Source organism: Rhodococcus sp. BP-160, assembly GCF_019836205.1.
Taxonomy (GTDB): domain Bacteria; phylum Actinomycetota; class Actinomycetes; order Mycobacteriales; family Mycobacteriaceae; genus Rhodococcoides.
Genome location: NZ_JABUEK010000001.1, coordinates 909,812 through 924,901 on the forward strand (window position 1 = coordinate 909,812; position 15,090 = coordinate 924,901).

Sequence of the window (15,090 nt, forward strand, 5' to 3'; positions counted from 1 at the left end):
ATACCAGTCACGACCCTCGACACCCCGCACGCCGACGTCAGGAGCACCGCATGAGAATCAGCCTCGCCCAGATCACCGCGTCCCGCGATCCGAACGAGAACCTCGACCTGGTGCGCTCGTCCGTCCGTGACGCCGTGGACGCGGGCGCCCGGCTGTGCGTCCTTCCCGAGGCAACGATGCGCCGATTCGGCGGATCGATCGCCGACGTCGCCGAGCCGCTCGACGGCCCCTGGGCCACCGCGGTGCGCGAGATCGCCGACGACGCGGGCATCACCGTCGCGGCCGGCATGTTCACCCCGGCCGTCGGCGGTGACGAGCGGGTGCGCAACACCCTGCTGATCACCGGCGGAGGCGTCGAGGCGTCTTACGACAAGATCCACCTGTTCGACGCGTTCGGTTTCGCCGAGTCCGACACCGTCGCACCGGGAACCGAGCCGGTGGTCGTCGACATCGACGGCGTGGGTGTCGGCTTCGCGACGTGCTACGACATTCGCTTCCCCGGCCTCTTCCAGACCCTCGCGGACCGCGGCGCCCTGCTCACCGTCGTCGCCGCGTCGTGGGGCCGCGGCCCCGGCAAGGTGGATCAGTGGACACTGCTCGCCCGCGCCCGCGCACTGGACTCGACGACGTTCCTCGCGGCCTGCGGGCAGGCGGACCCCGCCGAGTCGGGTATCGAGATCTCCGGCTCGGCACCCGTGGGCGTCGGCAACTCGATGGTGGTGTCCCCCACCGGCCACGTGCTCGACCAGCTCGGCGCGGCGCCCGGTCTGCTCACGCTCGACATCGACCCGAACGAGATCGACGCGGTGCGCCAGAACTTGCCGGTGTTGGCCAACCGGAAGTTCTGACGCACCGCGTCGGGGGTGTCGCGAGGGGCGGGCCGATCAGCGGCCGTCGATGCCCTCGTAGCCGCGCTCGGTGTAGCCCGTGTAGATCTGACGGGGGCGGCCGATCTTGGCGTTCGGGTCCTGGTGCATCTCCTGCCAGTGCGCGATCCACCCGGGCAGGCGGCCAAGGGCGAACAGCACCGTGAACATGCGCTCGGGGAAGCCCATGGCGCGGTAGATGAGACCCGTGTAGAAGTCGACGTTCGGGTACAGCTTGCGCTCGACGAAGTAGTCGTCGGACAGGGCGACCTCTTCGAGCTTCATCGCGATGTCGAGCAGCTCGTCGTTGGTGCCGAGCTTCTCGAGAATCGAGTGCGCCGTCTTGCGCACGATGGCCGCGCGCGGGTCGTAGTTCTTGTAGACACGGTGTCCGAAGCCCATGAGCTTGACACCGTCCTCCTTGTTCTTGACCCGCTTCAGGAAGTCGGCGCTGTCGCCGCCCTCACTCTGGATGCGGTAGAGCATCTCGAGGACGGCCTGGTTGGCGCCGCCGTGCAGCGGACCCCACAGTGCGTTGATGCCGCCGGAGATGGACGTGAAGAGGTTGGCGTCGGACGAGCCGACCAGGCGCACCGTCGACGTCGAGCAGTTCTGCTCGTGATCGGCGTGCAGGATGAGCAGCATGTCGAGCGCCTTGACCATCTCGGGATCGGCCTCGTAGGGCTCGGCCGGGAAACCGAAGGTCATGCGCAGGAAGTTCTCGACGTAGCTCTTCGAGTTGTCCGGGTACAGGAACGGCTGGCCCACCGACTTCTTGTACGCGTACGCGGCGATGGTCGGCAGCTTGGCCAGCAGACGGATCGTCGAGAGCTCGACCTGCTCGGGATCGTTCGGGTCGAGCGAGTCCTGGTAGTACGCGGACAGCGCGTTGACCGCGGACGAGACGACGGGCATCGGGTGCGCGTTGCGCGGGAAGCCGTCGAAGAAGCGCTTGAGGTCCTCGTGCAGCAGGGTGTGCCGACGGATGCGGTCGGTGAAGTTCTCCAACTCGACGGTGGTGGGCAGCTCCCCGTAGATCAGCAGGTAGCTGACCTCGAGGAACGACGACTTCTCGGCGAGCTGGTCGATCGGGTATCCGCGGTAGCGCAGGATGCCCTCGGCACCGTCGATGTACGTGATGGCGGACTTGGTGGAGGCCGTGTTGACGAACCCACCGTCCAGCGTCGTGTACCCGGTGTTTGCGAGCAGTTTGCCCAGCTCGATACCGTCGTTGCCTTCGGTCGCTCTCGCAATGGTCATCTCGTGTTCGCCGCCGGGATAGATCAGCTTGGCGGTGGCGGCATTGTCGGCATTCTCAGCGGGCACGAAGGGTCCCTCTCGAGCTCGGTGTAACGGAACTTGTGGTGTCTCGATAAAACTAGTCGTCGCCGACCTCGTCCGCCCAGGGAGGGTCCGCCCCCGGTCGTGACACGGTGATGGCGGCTGCCTTCGCGGCGAACGTGAGAGCCGCCGTCCAGGCCTGTGAATCGAGTCGCAGAAGGTCCGCCGACGAGCGCACGCCGTGCTCCGTCAGGTGGTGGAGCATCGCCCCGTGGACGGTGTCGCCCGCACCGATGGTGTCCGCGACCTGCACCGACACACCGGGAACGACTGTCTCGCCGGCCGTGGTGACCACCGACAGTCCGTCCCCGCCGCGCGTGACGACGACGGCCGTCACGCCCGCGTCCAACCAGTCTCGGACGGTGGTGCCCTGCGGCCCCTCCCCCAGCCATCCCGCGTCCTCGACCGACACCTTGAGGATGTCGATCGACGGAAGCCAGGTACGGAACCGGGCGCGGTAACCGTCGCCGTCCGTCATCGCGGCCGGGCGGATGTTCGGATCGAGCATCGTCAGGACCCCGGCGTCGTGCACCCTCGCGAGCAGCGCCGCGTACACGCTCGCGCCCGGCTCGTAGAGCAGCGACAGCGTGCCGAACGACGCCGCGGTCACCGACTCGGGGATGGTCGCGGGCGCCTCGACGAGTCGGTCCGCGGTGCCGTCGGCATAGAACGAGTACTCGGCGGCGCCGTGCGCGTCGAGCACGGTCAGGGCGAGCGTGGTCAGCTCCGGCCCACGCTGGAGCAGGTCGAGTCCCACCTTCGACGCCTCCAGCCACGCCACCAGGTCGCGGCCGAACGGGTCGCGGGAGATGCGGGAGAGGAACTGCACGTCCGCACCGAGGCGGCCGAGCGCGACGGCGACGTTGAACGGGCCGCCGCCCAGCTTCGGCGTCAACGCGGGACCGCCGCCCCGGCGATCCGGCACCAGATCGACCAGCGCCTCGCCGCACACGAGGATCGTCACGAGGCGCTCCCGTCGTCCGCCCGGATGCCCCAGCTCCCGGTCCAGGTCTCCCCCGGCTCCAGCACGATCAGCCCCACCCCTGAGTTCAGCGCGTCCGGTGGGCACGTCATCGGTTCGATCGCCAGGGCGCGGCCGCGGTCCGGGTAGGCCTGATCGTGCGCCGGATCCGCCGTGAACACCTGCACCCACGGGAAGTTCGCGTCGGTCCACAGCACGGTGGCTGCGCTGTCCGGCGGCGTCAGGTACTGCCGTGCGATGCCGTCCGCGTCCGGGACGAGGGCACTGAACGGGGTGTCGAGCCAGACTCCGGCGAGGCTCCGCGCCGCAGCGAAGTCGAGGTCCGTGTCCTGCACGGGCACGGGGCCGCCGCTGGGCAGGTTGCGCTCGACGTCGAGCGGGAGACGCACACCCGCCGAGAGTCGGAGCGTGCACTCGTCCAGGGGCGCATCACCTGCGCGGACGAACGAGTGGACGCCCATGCCGAAGGGCGCGGTGCGGTCGCCGACGTTCGTGGCCGTGTGGGTGACGGTCAATCCGTCGTCGCCGAGGCTGTGCCGAGCTGTCAGCCGCAGCGCGAACGGCCATCCCGGTTCGCCGCCGATGTCGATGGTGTGGGTGATCGACGAGTCGGACCGCTCCGCGACGTCCCATTCCCGTCGACGGACGAGTCCGTGACTCGCGTTGTTCCGGGCCGGTTCGGTGATCTCGAGCTGATGTGTCTCACCGTCGAACGTGAACCGGCCGTCGCGCGTGCGGTTGGGCCACGGTGCCAACACCAGCCCCGCCGACAACGGCGGCTTGACGGCGACCCGATCCCGACCGGCCTCCGGCCTGCCCGCGTCCCACGTCTCGGTCAACCGGCGGCCGGAGTGCTCGAGGGCACGTAGTCCCGCACCGGTGGCGGCGACGTCGGCTCTGTACGCACCGTGGCGCAGCGAATGGGACAGGGCGGATGGCGCGTCGTCGACCATGGCAGCACGCTACCGCCCTGATGTGACGCGCCGTTCTCTGTACGGTGGATCGGGTGTCCACAGTCGTCGTCGCCACCGAACCGGTGACATCCCGCCGTTGGTTCGACAGGACCCTCGTCGACATCGTCGTGGTCGTCGCCGCCCTTGTGGTCTTCAACCTGACCGCACACTTCGCGCCCACTCCCATCGCAGTCGCCGCGGTGCCGGTCGGCGCCCTGATCCTGCTCGCCTTCGCTCGTGCGCGCGGCGTCCAGTGGAGCGACCTCGGGCTGAGCAACATCGGGCGCGGAGCCCGTCACGGCGCCGCTGCGGCCGGACTCACGCTGGTGGTGGTGGCCATCGCCGCCTCGATCCCCCTCACCCAGAGCGCCTTCCTCAACGAGCGATACGGCGTCAACGTCGGCGCCACACTGTTCGCCGCCCTGGTCATCATTCCGCTCCAGACGGTCGTTCCGGAGGAGCTCGCGTTCCGCGGCGTCTTGCACGCGAAGTTGTCGCGACGCTTCGGCATTCGTGCGGTCGCCGTCATCGGTTCGCTACTCTTCGGCCTGTGGCACGTGGCGTCGTCACTCGGCTTGACGGTCGGCAACGACGGCTTCTCCGCCGTGCTGGGAACCGGCCTCTTCGGTCAGATCATCGGCGTGTGCGGCGCAGTGGCCGGGACCACCGTCGCCGGCTTCGTCTTCACCTGGCTGCGCCATCGCGGCGGCAGCATCATCGCCCCCATCGGTCTGCACTGGGCACTCAACGGCGCCGGCGCGCTGGCCGCACTCGCGGTGTGGCACCTCACCTTTCACTGAGACCGAGCGACGCCGCCAGATCCCGCACGATGTCGGCGTAGAACGCGCCGGTGTCCTCGGTGACGCCGACCAGATGACCGAAGCGCTCGAACGACACCGCGCCGAAGACCGTGATCCACGCCGACAACGTGCGGGCCACCAGGTCGGTCGTCATCACGCCGCCGACGTCCTCACCGGTGGCCTGGAGATAGCGCTCCACGACGAAGTCGCGCGCCGGTGAATAGATGTCGGGCTCGATACGGACCGGCGGTGAGGACCGATGCGCATCGACGACGATACTCACCACCACGAGAGTCGGGCGCGTGGCCGGACCGACGGTCGTCTGCGGCGCTCGATAGCCGGGCACGGGCGAGCCGTACAGCAGCGCGTACTCGTGCGGGTGCGCCGCGGCCCACGATCGCAGTGCGTCACACACCGCGACCCAGCGGTCGACAGGCTTCCCACCCTGCGGATCCGCATCCTCGAGGGCCGCACCCAGCTCGTCGTAGCACTGCACGATCAGTGCCGTGAGCAGCTCGTCCCGGCTCGCCACGTAGCGATAGACGGCCGAGGACACCATGCCGATCTCCCGCGCCACGGCGCGCAGGGACAGTGCCGCGGGTCCGATGTCGGCGAGCTGGGTCCGAGCTGCGCTCAGGATCGCGGCCATCGTCTCCGTGCGTGCGGTTTCGCGGGGCGTGGACATGCCTTCACAGTAACCGAGAGCACCGCTCTTGACTTTCGAGAGCGGTGCTCTCATAGTTATGGCGAGAGCAGTGCTCTCCACTACGGAAGGTGTTTCCCATGTCCGATCGTCACGTCGTCGTCGGGGCCGGCCCCGTCGGTACCCACGTCGCCCGCCTGCTCGCCGACCGCGGCTCCGAGGTCGTTCTCGTCTCCCGTCGCGGCACCACGGCCCCCGGCGTCACCTCCGCCACGCTCGACGCCTCCGACGCCGACGCTCTCAGCGCCCTCACGGACGGTGCCGTCGCGCTGTACAACTGCGCCAACCCGAGCGACTACACGCAGTGGCATCAGGTGTGGCCCCCTCTGGCGCGGTCGCTGCGCACCGCTGCCGAACGGACAGGCGCCGTCCTGGCTGTCACGGGCACCCTCTACCCGTACGGGCCCGTCGCCGACGGTGTCATGCGCGAGGGAATGCCCGACGCGGCCACCGACCACAAGGGTGTGCTGCGGGCCCAGATGTGGGCGGATCTCGCCGACGCTCACCGCGCCGGTTCTCTGCGCGCCGTCGAGGTACGCGGATCCGACTACGTGGGAACGGGAGTGGGCGCGAACGGCCACGTCACGCGCCTCCTCCCCGCTGCGCTCGACGGCAAGGCAGTGTGGGCGATCGATGCGGCCGACGTGCCGCACTCGTTCACCGACGTCCTCGACGAGGCGCGGGCACTGATCGCCGCCGTCGACACTCCCGAATCATGGGGTCAGGTGTGGCATGCGCCGACCAATCCTGCTGTGACACTGCGGCAGGCGATCACCGACACACTCGCGGCCGTGGGCAGACCCCCGGTGCCCGTACGCGTCGTACCCCGCGTGATCACGCGGGCTGCGGGTCTCGCCGTACCGATGCTGCGGGAGCTGAACCAGCTGTCCTACCAGCGCACCGCGCCCTACGTCCTCGACTCGACGCGGTCACAGCAGATGCTGGGCATCGAGCCCACTCCCTGGGCGGAGGTGTGCCGCCGCACCGCTCAGGTGTGAGCCGTGACGCGGTACTTGACGAAGGCCGGGATGGCGAGGGCCGCGATCATCACGCCGACGATGACCAGCACCCCGCCGCCCGCCGCCGCGGCCGCGGTACCCACCATGAAGGCGGCCGCGCCGTGCAGGACGTCGCCCACCCGCGGGCCGCCCGCGACCACCACGATGAAGACTCCCTGCAACCTGCCACGCATGTCGTCGGTGGCCACGGACTGCAGCATCGAACTCCGGAACGCGGCGGAGATCATGTCGGCGCCGCCGCCGATCGCCAGGAAGCCCAGCGCCAGGTACAGCGCCCACCCTCGCTGACCGACGGTCGCGAGCGCCACGGAGACGCCGAACCCGATCATCGCGCCGCCCCACACCACGATGCACGCGATCACCGCGACACCCTGACGCTGCACGCGCGGCAACCACCCCGAGAAGATTCCGCCCAGCACCGCGCCCGCCGACAGCGACGCGAACAGCAGTCCGAGGACGAGTCCACCCTCGGCCGGGTCACCGAACGTCTCGGTGGCCACCTCGGGGAACAGTGCGCGCGGCATCCCGAACACCATCGCGATGATGTCCACGACGAACGAGGCGAGCAGCACCTTCTGCGTCGCCAGGTAGGCGAACCCCTGGAACACCTCGCGCAGACCCGCGCGTCGGGACTCCCCCGTCGGCGGAATCTTCGGCAGTCGCGCGACTGCCCACAGGGTCACCGACAGCGCAATGGTGTCGAGCAGGTAGAGCGTCGGCAGCCCGAACGCCGGAATCAACGCACCGGCCAGCATCGGGCCCGCGATGGCACCGAAGTTGAACACCGTCATGTTGAGTGAGTTGGCAGCGGGCAACTGCCGCAACGGAATCAGGCGCGGGATGATGGCGCTGCGCGTGGGTTGGTTCACCGCGAAGAAGCCCTGCTGCACGGCGAGCAACACCAACACGATCCACACGTTGTTCAGCCCCAGGTGCGCCTGCAGCCACAGCATGAACGACGTCGCGCCGATCCCCACCGTGGTGATCATCAGCAGGGTGCGCCGGTCCATCACGTCGGCCAACGCCCCGCCCCACAGCCCGAACACGACCAGCGGAACCAACGCGAACGCACCCGCGAGCCCCACGTACGCCGAGCTCGACGTGATCTGGAAGATCTGTTGCGGCACAGCGACGACCGAGAGCTGGGCACCGATGACCGTGACGACGCCCGACGCCCACAGTCGTCGATAATCGGGATTCTGGAGAGGAGTGGTGTCGGCGAGAAGTTTCACGGTTGCAGACGCTCGACGCCGGACGCCGTGACCACCAGCCTGTTGTGCAGACGGTTGTTCCGGCCCTGCCAGAACTCCACGGACTCGGGCGCGATGCGGAGGCCGCCCCAGTTCGGAGGCACCGGCACGTCCTCGTTCTCGAACCTGTCCGTCACGTCGGCGAGTTGCTGTTCCAGATCCTGGCGCGATCCGATGGGGCTCGACTGCTGCGACGCCCACGCACCGAGCTGCGACCCCCGCGGCCGGGTGGCCCAGTACGCGGCCGTCTCGTCGGCACTCACCCGCGTGACCGGTCCGCGCACCGTGAGCTGGCGCTGGATGCCGATCCACGGGAACGTCGCCGATGCGAAGGGCGTCGACTCGAGATGGCGGGCCTTCGCGGATCCGTAGTTCGTGTAGAAGACGACACCCGACTCCGACAACTCCTTGCACAGCACCGTGCGGGTCGCCGGTCGGCCGTCCGCGTCCACCGTCGCGAGTGTGATGGCATTCGGTTCCGGCAGACGCGCGTCGATCGCCTGCTGCAACCACACACGGGCGAGCGCGAGCCAGCCGTCGGCGAGGTCGCTCTCCTCGAGATCGTCGTCCCCGCCATACGCCACCCGCATATCCGCCAGGTCGATGTTCTCGGTCACCGCGCAGACGCTACTCCCGGAGTACGGTGCGGCCCGCGCTACCCACTAGGGTGCGGTGAGGTGCAGGTCCACGCACGAAAGCGGGGTCCGCGGACACAGGAGAACGAGGGATCTTCATGGCCCAGGAAACAGTGGTACCGGAGGGCTTCGTCGCCGGACTGGAGGGCGTCGTCGCCTTCACCACCGACATCGCCGAACCCGACAAGGACGGCGGCGCACTGCGCTACCGCGGCGTCGACATCGAGGACCTCGTCGGCAAGGGCGTCACCTTCGGCAACGTGTGGGCACTGCTCGTCGACGGACGCTTCGGCCCCGGACTACCGCCCGCCGAACCCTTCCCCCTCCCCATCCACACCGGCGACGTCCGCGTCGACGTCCAAGCCGGACTCGCGATGCTCGCACCGATCTGGGGGTACGAGCCGCTCCTCGACATCGACGACGACACCGCCCGCGAACACCTCGCCCGCGCCTCCGTCATGGCGCTGTCCTACGTCGCCCAGTCCGCGCGGGGCATCTACCAGCCGGCCGTGCCGCAGACGCGAATCGACCAGTGCTCCACCGTCACAGAACGATTCATGACTCGGTGGAAGGGCGACCCCGATCCCGCCCACACCGAGGCCATCGACGCCTACTGGGTCTCCGCCGCCGAGCACGGCATGAACGCCTCCACCTTCACCGCCCGCGTCATCGCCTCCACCGGAGCCGACGTCGCCGCCGCCCTCTCCGGAGCCATCGGCGCCATGTCCGGACCGCTCCACGGCGGCGCCCCCGCCCGCGTGCTCCCCATGATCGAGGAGGTCGAGAAGTCCGACGACGCACGGGCACTGGTCAAGGGCATCCTCGACCGGAAAGAGAAGCTCATGGGCTTCGGGCACCGCGTCTACCGCGCCGAGGACCCCCGCGCCCGCGTCCTCCGCGCCACCGCGCAGCGCCTGAACGCACCCCGCTTCGAGGTCGCCGCCGCCCTCGAACAGGCCGCACTCGCCGAACTGCGCGAACGCCGCCCCGACCGCGCCATCGAGACCAACGTCGAATTCTGGGCCGCCGTCATCCTCGACTTCGCCGAAGTACCCGCGCACATGATGCCCGCCATGTTCACCTGCGGCCGCACCGCCGGCTGGTGCGCCCACATCCTCGAACAGAAACGCCTCGGCAAGCTCGTGCGCCCCGCCGCCATCTACACCGGCCCCGCACCGCGCTCCCCCGAGAGCGTCGAGGGGTGGGGCACCATCGCGTGAGGTAGGTAGGGTGCCCAGTTGCTGGGTGCCCGGGTTTCCGCCGCGCGCACCGCACGGTCTTTCGCGCATTTCTCGTCCTGCGCGCGTAGCCGAGCGGTGCGCGCGGGGCAAGGGGCGGGCGCTCGAACCCGGGGATGACGCCCGACTGTGGACGGCCGCAGCGCGGGCGACCGACTCGTGCGCACACTGCGGCCGTGAACTTCTACGGGGAACACCTGCTCAGCCGTCGTGACGCACTCGCACGCGGCGCCACCGACGCCGAGATCAAGGCTGCACTGGCGCGTCGCGAGATCGCCGTCGTCCGGCGCGGCATCTACGTTCCGGCTGCGGTCCTCGAATCGCTCGACGCCACCGGCCGGCACCTGCTCGAGGTGCGCGCGACGCTGCTGGCGAGCGCCCCCGCGGCGGCCGCCGCACACGGTTCCGCAGCCTTGGTGCACGGGATGTCGTTGTGGCGAGTCCCGGAACGGGTGCATCTCGGCATCCCGCGATCGTCGGGTGGCCACGTCGGTCGGCATCGCCACGTGCATGCCGACGGTCTGACGGAGCGGGACGTCGACGTCATCGACGGCCTGCGCTGCACGTCCGCTGCGCGCACCGTCGCCGATCTCGCGCGGACCCTCCCGTTCGAGGATGCGGTCTGCGCCGGTGACTCCGCACTGAACCGACATCTCGTGACGCCGGAGTCGGTGCGCGAGTCGCTGAGCCGTACGCCGTCTCATCGCAGACGCACCGCCGCCGAGTGTGTACTCGACTTTCTGGACGGGCGAAGCGAGAGCGTCGGGGAGTCGCGGAGCCGCGTGTATCTGCACCATCTCGGCGTTCCGTGCCCGGAACTGCAGGTCACGCTGATGCTCTCGGACCGCCGCACCACCTTCCGCCCCGATTTCTTGTGGGAGGACGAGGGTGTGATCGGCGAGTTCGACGGTGTCTCGAAGTACTCGGCTCTCGCACGCCCCGGCGAGTCACCCGCCGACGTCCTGGTGCGGGAGAAGCGTCGCGAGGACCTGCTCCGCGCACACGGATGGACGGTGGTGCGCTGGACGTGGGCTGATCTGACGTCGCCGCAACTCGGCCGCGAACTGTGTCGGGTGTTGGCCGCAGGGTGCGGGGGCGCACGGCCGCGCACCACTCGGGTGGGGTGACCGCGCCCTCCACGCGCAGCGCCCGTCGACGAGCGCACGCCGCATCCTGCGCAGGGCACCGCGCGGTGCGCCCGCCGGCCCACCAGCACCGGGCAACCAGCACCGAGACGCCCAGCGGGGTGCACGACCCCTGTCACGGCTGCACTACCCTGATCTCGCCGGTACCGCCCACACCGAAACTAAGGACGCGAACCCCGTATGGCCGAGAACCTGACCATTCCTTCCGACCTCAAGCCCGGCGACGGACGCTTCGGGTGCGGTCCGTCGAAGGTCCGGCCCGAGCAGCTCCAGTCCCTGGTGGACGTGGGCGCGTCGGTGTTCGGCACCAGCCACCGCCAGAAGCCGGTGAAGGACGTGGTGGGTCGGGTGCGCGACGGTCTGCGCGAGCTGTTCTCGATCCCCGAGGGCTACGAGGTCGTGCTGGGCAACGGCGGCACCACCGCGTTCTGGGACGCCGCGGCGTTCGGCCTGATCAAGGAGAAGTCGCTGCACCTCACCAACGGTGAGTTCAGCTCGAAGTTCGCCTCGGTGGCCAAGGCCAACCCGTTCATCGGTGACCCGATCGTCGTCTCCGCGGAGCCGGGCAGTGCTCCGGAGCCCACGTCGGATCCGTCGGTCGACCTGATCGGGTGGGCTCACAACGAGACCTCGACCGGTGTGGCCATTCCCGTGTCGCGCCCGGCGGGCTCGGAAGACGCCCTCATCGCGATCGATGCGACCTCCGGCGCCGGCGGCCTGCCCGTGAACGTGGCCGATTCGGATGTCTACTACTTCGCTCCCCAGAAGAACTTCGCTGCGGACGGTGGCCTCTGGGTCGCGCTGATGAGCCCCGCGGCACTGGCCCGCGTCGACGAGATCGCGGCGAGCAAGCGCTGGGTCCCCGACTTCCTGTCGCTGCCCATCGCCATCGACAACAGCACGAAGAACCAGACGTACAACACCCCCGCGGTGGCGACGCTGCTCCTGTTCGCCGACCAGATCGAGTGGTTGAACGGGAAGGGCGGCCTGGACTGGGCGACGTCACGGACCGCCGACTCCTCGTCGCGGCTGTACGACTGGGCGGAGCGCTCCGAGTACGCGACGCCGTTCGTCGTCGACCCGAAGCATCGCTCGCAGGTGGTCGGCACCATCGACTTCGACGAGAAGGTCGACGCTGCAGCCGTCGCGAAGACGTTGCGCGCCAACGGCATCGTCGACACGGAGCCGTACCGCAAGCTCGGCCGCAACCAGCTGCGCGTCGGCATGTTCCCGGCCGTCGAGCCCGACGACGTCACCGCCCTGACCGCCTGCATCGATCACGTGGTCGAACACCTGGCGTGAGAGCGTGCGTGTCCCCCCGACTGCTGCACTGTGGTGCATTACAGTCGGGGGAGGCACCGAACCCGGCCCCGTGCTCGGACAGCGAGCAGCCGAGGGGCAGGGGCCGTCGCGACGCAAAGGAGTGATCGTGCGAGAGATCCACGTGATCGGCCTGGCGTCGGACGGCAAGCACATCGTCTGTGCCGATTCCTCCGGTGAGAAGTTCCGTCTGCCGGCCGACGAGAAGTTGCGTGCCGCCGCCCGTGGTGACGCCGCGCGACTCGGACAGATCGAGATCGAGATGGATTCTCTGATGCGACCGCGCGAGATCCAGGCGCGCATCCGGTCCGGCGCCTCCATCGAGCAGGTGGCCAAGGAGTCGGGTATGCCGGCGAGCAAGGTGGAGCGCTACGCGCACCCCGTTCTACTGGAACGCTCCCGCGCTGCCGAACTCGCCCAGCTGGGCCACCCCCTGCGTGCCGACGGGCCCGCCGTGCTCACCCTCGTGGAGATCGTGGGACTCGCGTTCCGCGGCCGCGGGCATTCGATGGACCAGGCCGAGTGGGACGCGTGGCGCGACGAGGACAATCACTGGATCGCTCAGCTGACGTGGCCCGCGGGACGCACCACCAACACCGCGCACTGGCGTTTCCAGCCGGATGCCCACGGCGGCAGTGTCACGCCCCTCGACGACGCGGCGTCCGAGCTGATCGACCCCGACTTCGGCCGCCAGCTCCGAGGGCTGGCCCCCGTCGTCGCCGCCGAGGAGGATTCGCCGTCGCAGCAGACCCTCGACGACTACTACGGGGTCGACGCGGACTCGGACACGGAGACCACGGCGGAGCAGCCCGAACCCGCGGAGACACCCGCAGCCGAGCCCGAGCCCGAACCGACGCAACCCAAGCCGGCGCCGGGCCATGCGAACGCGAAGGACAAACGGGGAAAGCCCGCCATGCCGTCGTGGGAGGATGTCTTGCTGGGAGTGCGCAGCAACGGCCGCTGAGCCGAGCAGTGTTCACGGCAGAGCGATCTTCACGGCCGAGAAAGTGACCGTCTGAGACCGGACGACGACAAGGGGGCGCCCGGTGGGGCTGGGAACAGCAGCGTTGTGGTTCGTCGACGCACCTGATCCGATCGCGGTACTGCGGTCCGGAGTGCAGTCCGACACCGATGCGGCCGCGGCCGTCGCACGGAAGCTCCACCCCGGTCTCGAGCCCACCCTCGTCGGCATGGCTCCCCTGACGGCGTTCGCCGTGGCGTCGGAGCCGAACCGCGTGCTGGTCGGCTGCTACCCGGGCATCACCGTCGTCTGCGCGTCCGAGCCCGCCGCGGTGCGCCCGTCGACTCTCGAGGAGTCGTGGACGTCGTTGCTGCCGTCCACGCACACCTTTCTCGTCGCTTCCGAACGCGAGCACGCGTGGGGCGCCTTCGCGCAATGGGACTCCGGCACCCTGAAGCGCTCGTTCAGCGCCGGCCCCACCTACATCCACGAGGACGAGGGTCTTCCCTTCCCGTGGGAACGGCCCTTCTGGTCGGGCGACCATCCGCTGCAGTTCGACGGCGAGAAGTTTCCCGATCCCCAGGCGCTGCCGTTCCACCCCCAGGAGTTCGCCGACGCGGCGAGCGCCCAGTGGCTAGGCGTCCGCATGATCGGCGGTGCCCGCGACGGGGACACCGACCCCGGGTCGGTGCTGTTGTGCGACTTCGCGATGCGCGATCCGGCGGCGACCCCTCCGCCCGAACCGCCGCGACCGGAGACTCCGGAGCCGCAGCGCAAGCGCGGCCTGTTCCGGCGCCGCTAGACCGACGCGTCGACGGCGAACGCCAGCACACCCACGGCCGCGCCGGCGGCGATGCCCGGAACGACGAAGCGCCACACCGGATCTGCACGCCGGCGGGCGACCGACGGCGCAGCGCCGCCCACCATCACGGCCATCACCAGGACAGCGAAGAGACTGCTGACCCGGAGCAGGGTGAGGCCCAGCGAGATCACCGCGGCGGCGGTGACGAGTGCCGCGGCGACGGCACACGCAATTCCCGGGCCCCACGGTGTCGGTTCGTCCGGATCCCTCATCCCGTGCGCACCCGCTCGTAGAACGCCATGGCGGCCGCGGTGGCGACGTTGAGCGAGTCGGTGCCCGGTGCCATCGGGATCCGCGCCCGGACGTCGGTGGCGCGCATCGCGTGTTCGGTGAGTCCGGGCCCCTCGGCGCCGAGCAGGAGCGCGACCTTCTCCCCCGTCATCGCCTCGGCCAGCGGAACGGCGGTGGGATTCGGAGTCAGCGAGACGAGCTGGAACCCGTTGTCGCGCAGCACGGACAGCCCGCGCGGCCAGTCGGGGACCGTGGCGAACGGCACGCGCAGCACGTGGCCCATCGAGACACGCACCGACCGTCGGTACAGCGGGTCGGCGCAGGCGCCGCCGAAGAGGACGGCGTCGGCACCGAGGCCGGCGGCATTGCGGAACATAGAGCCGAGGTTCTCGTGGTCGTTGACGCCTTCGAGAATCGCCACGGTCCGCGCGTCGGCGACGACGTCCGCGAGGTCCAGCGGTGCGGGGCGCCGGGCGGCCGCGAGCACCCCGCGGTTGAGGTGGAACCCGACGGCCTCCGCCATGACGTCCGCCGTGGTGCGGTAGAACGGCACGTCGACGTCCACGAGATCGTCCGCGAGCTCACCGAGCCGCCGCTCGACGCCCAGCAGCGAGAGGGGCTGGAAACGTGACGCGACGAGGCGCTGGACCACCAGGACACCCTCCGCGATCACCAGCCCCTTGCCCTCGGGCAGGTCGGGGCGACGGTCCGAGGAGTTGAGGTCCCGGAAGTCGTCGAGGCGAGGATCGGCTGGGTCGGTGATGTCGACGACGTGTACCACGGA

General features: G+C 69.7%; 16 protein-coding genes. 8 read left to right on the forward strand and 8 right to left on the reverse strand.

Features of this window, described 5'->3' with window-relative positions:
* The first annotated feature begins 50 nt into the window (after positions 1 to 50).
* The gene (locus HQ306_RS04260) at positions 51 to 848 is read left to right on the forward strand and encodes a carbon-nitrogen hydrolase family protein (RefSeq protein WP_027504210.1); all 798 of its coding nucleotides are present in this window, start codon (positions 51 to 53) and stop codon (positions 846 to 848) included.
* A 36-nt stretch (positions 849 to 884) separates the two neighbouring features.
* Here the strand turns inward: HQ306_RS04260 and HQ306_RS04265 are convergent, their stop codons facing one another.
* From HQ306_RS04265 to HQ306_RS04275, 3 genes are read right to left on the reverse strand one after another with little or no spacing between them, the layout of a single operon-like run.
* Positions 885 to 2,192 carry a citrate synthase gene (locus tag HQ306_RS04265; protein ID WP_037183979.1) on the reverse strand — a complete coding sequence of 436 codons (1,308 nt, stop codon included), beginning with the start codon at positions 2,190 to 2,192 and terminating at the stop codon, positions 885 to 887.
* Between the two features lie 52 nt (positions 2,193 to 2,244).
* Positions 2,245 to 3,171, reverse strand: coding sequence for a carbohydrate kinase (locus tag HQ306_RS04270; protein WP_222627761.1), 927 nt, complete (start codon positions 3,169 to 3,171; stop codon positions 2,245 to 2,247).
* A complete protein-coding gene (locus HQ306_RS04275) occupies positions 3,168 to 4,142 on the reverse strand; it encodes an aldose 1-epimerase family protein (protein ID WP_222627763.1) in 975 nt (324 codons plus the stop codon). Before HQ306_RS04275 ends, HQ306_RS04270 begins: the two co-directional genes overlap by 4 nt.
* A gap of 53 nt (positions 4,143 to 4,195) precedes the next feature.
* Here HQ306_RS04275 and HQ306_RS04280 point away from each other — a divergent pair, with 53 nt between their 5' ends.
* Entirely contained in the window at positions 4,196 to 4,942 is a 747-nt protein-coding gene (locus HQ306_RS04280; RefSeq protein ID WP_308115544.1) for a CPBP family intramembrane glutamic endopeptidase, read from the forward strand.
* Here HQ306_RS04280 and HQ306_RS04285 read toward each other — a convergent pair.
* A complete protein-coding gene (locus HQ306_RS04285) occupies positions 4,929 to 5,627 on the reverse strand; it encodes a TetR/AcrR family transcriptional regulator (RefSeq protein ID WP_222627765.1) in 699 nt (232 codons plus the stop codon). The genes HQ306_RS04280 and HQ306_RS04285 overlap by 14 nt on opposite strands.
* Before the next feature lie 98 nt (positions 5,628 to 5,725).
* Here HQ306_RS04285 and HQ306_RS04290 point away from each other — a divergent pair, with 98 nt between their 5' ends.
* A complete protein-coding gene (locus tag HQ306_RS04290) occupies positions 5,726 to 6,643 on the forward strand; it encodes an NAD-dependent epimerase/dehydratase family protein (RefSeq protein ID WP_222627767.1) in 918 nt (305 codons plus the stop codon).
* Here the strand turns inward: HQ306_RS04290 and HQ306_RS04295 are convergent.
* Together HQ306_RS04295 and pdxH are read right to left on the reverse strand one after the other, a co-directional pair.
* Positions 6,634 to 7,896, reverse strand: coding sequence for an MFS transporter (locus tag HQ306_RS04295; protein WP_222627769.1), 1,263 nt, complete (start codon positions 7,894 to 7,896; stop codon positions 6,634 to 6,636). The genes HQ306_RS04290 and HQ306_RS04295 overlap by 10 nt on opposite strands.
* Positions 7,893 to 8,504: a pyridoxamine 5'-phosphate oxidase gene (gene pdxH / locus HQ306_RS04300; RefSeq protein WP_222629155.1), complete on the reverse strand. Its 612-nt coding sequence runs from the start codon at positions 8,502 to 8,504 to the stop codon at positions 7,893 to 7,895. The genes HQ306_RS04295 and pdxH overlap by 4 nt, the downstream gene beginning before the upstream one ends.
* A 143-nt stretch (positions 8,505 to 8,647) precedes the next feature.
* Between pdxH and HQ306_RS04305 the strand changes: the two genes are divergently transcribed.
* From HQ306_RS04305 to HQ306_RS04325, 5 genes are all read left to right on the forward strand, one after another.
* A complete protein-coding gene (locus HQ306_RS04305) occupies positions 8,648 to 9,769 on the forward strand; it encodes a citrate synthase 2 (protein WP_027504219.1) in 1,122 nt (373 codons plus the stop codon).
* A gap of 194 nt (positions 9,770 to 9,963) precedes the next feature.
* Positions 9,964 to 10,914, forward strand: coding sequence for a hypothetical protein (locus tag HQ306_RS04310; protein WP_222627771.1), 951 nt, complete (start codon positions 9,964 to 9,966; stop codon positions 10,912 to 10,914).
* 198 nt (positions 10,915 to 11,112) lie between these two features.
* Positions 11,113 to 12,234, forward strand: coding sequence for a phosphoserine transaminase (gene serC / locus HQ306_RS04315; RefSeq protein WP_222627773.1), 1,122 nt, complete (start codon positions 11,113 to 11,115; stop codon positions 12,232 to 12,234).
* A 127-nt stretch (positions 12,235 to 12,361) separates the two neighbouring features.
* A complete protein-coding gene (gene sepH / locus HQ306_RS04320) occupies positions 12,362 to 13,216 on the forward strand; it encodes a septation protein SepH (RefSeq protein WP_222627775.1) in 855 nt (284 codons plus the stop codon).
* An 82-nt stretch (positions 13,217 to 13,298) separates the two neighbouring features.
* Positions 13,299 to 14,015: a hypothetical protein gene (locus HQ306_RS04325; RefSeq protein ID WP_222627777.1), complete on the forward strand. Its 717-nt coding sequence runs from the start codon at positions 13,299 to 13,301 to the stop codon at positions 14,013 to 14,015.
* Here HQ306_RS04325 and HQ306_RS04330 read toward each other — a convergent pair.
* Together HQ306_RS04330 and HQ306_RS04335 are read right to left on the reverse strand one after the other, a co-directional pair.
* Positions 14,012 to 14,287 (reverse strand): DUF2537 domain-containing protein, encoded by a 276-nt coding sequence (locus HQ306_RS04330; protein ID WP_222627779.1) that lies wholly within the window; start codon positions 14,285 to 14,287, stop codon positions 14,012 to 14,014. The two genes, HQ306_RS04325 and HQ306_RS04330, sit on opposite strands and share 4 nt — an antisense overlap.
* Entirely contained in the window at positions 14,284 to 15,087 is an 804-nt protein-coding gene (locus tag HQ306_RS04335; protein WP_222627781.1) for an RNA methyltransferase, read from the reverse strand. The genes HQ306_RS04330 and HQ306_RS04335 overlap by 4 nt, the downstream gene beginning before the upstream one ends.
* Positions 15,088 to 15,090 lie beyond the last annotated feature (3 nt).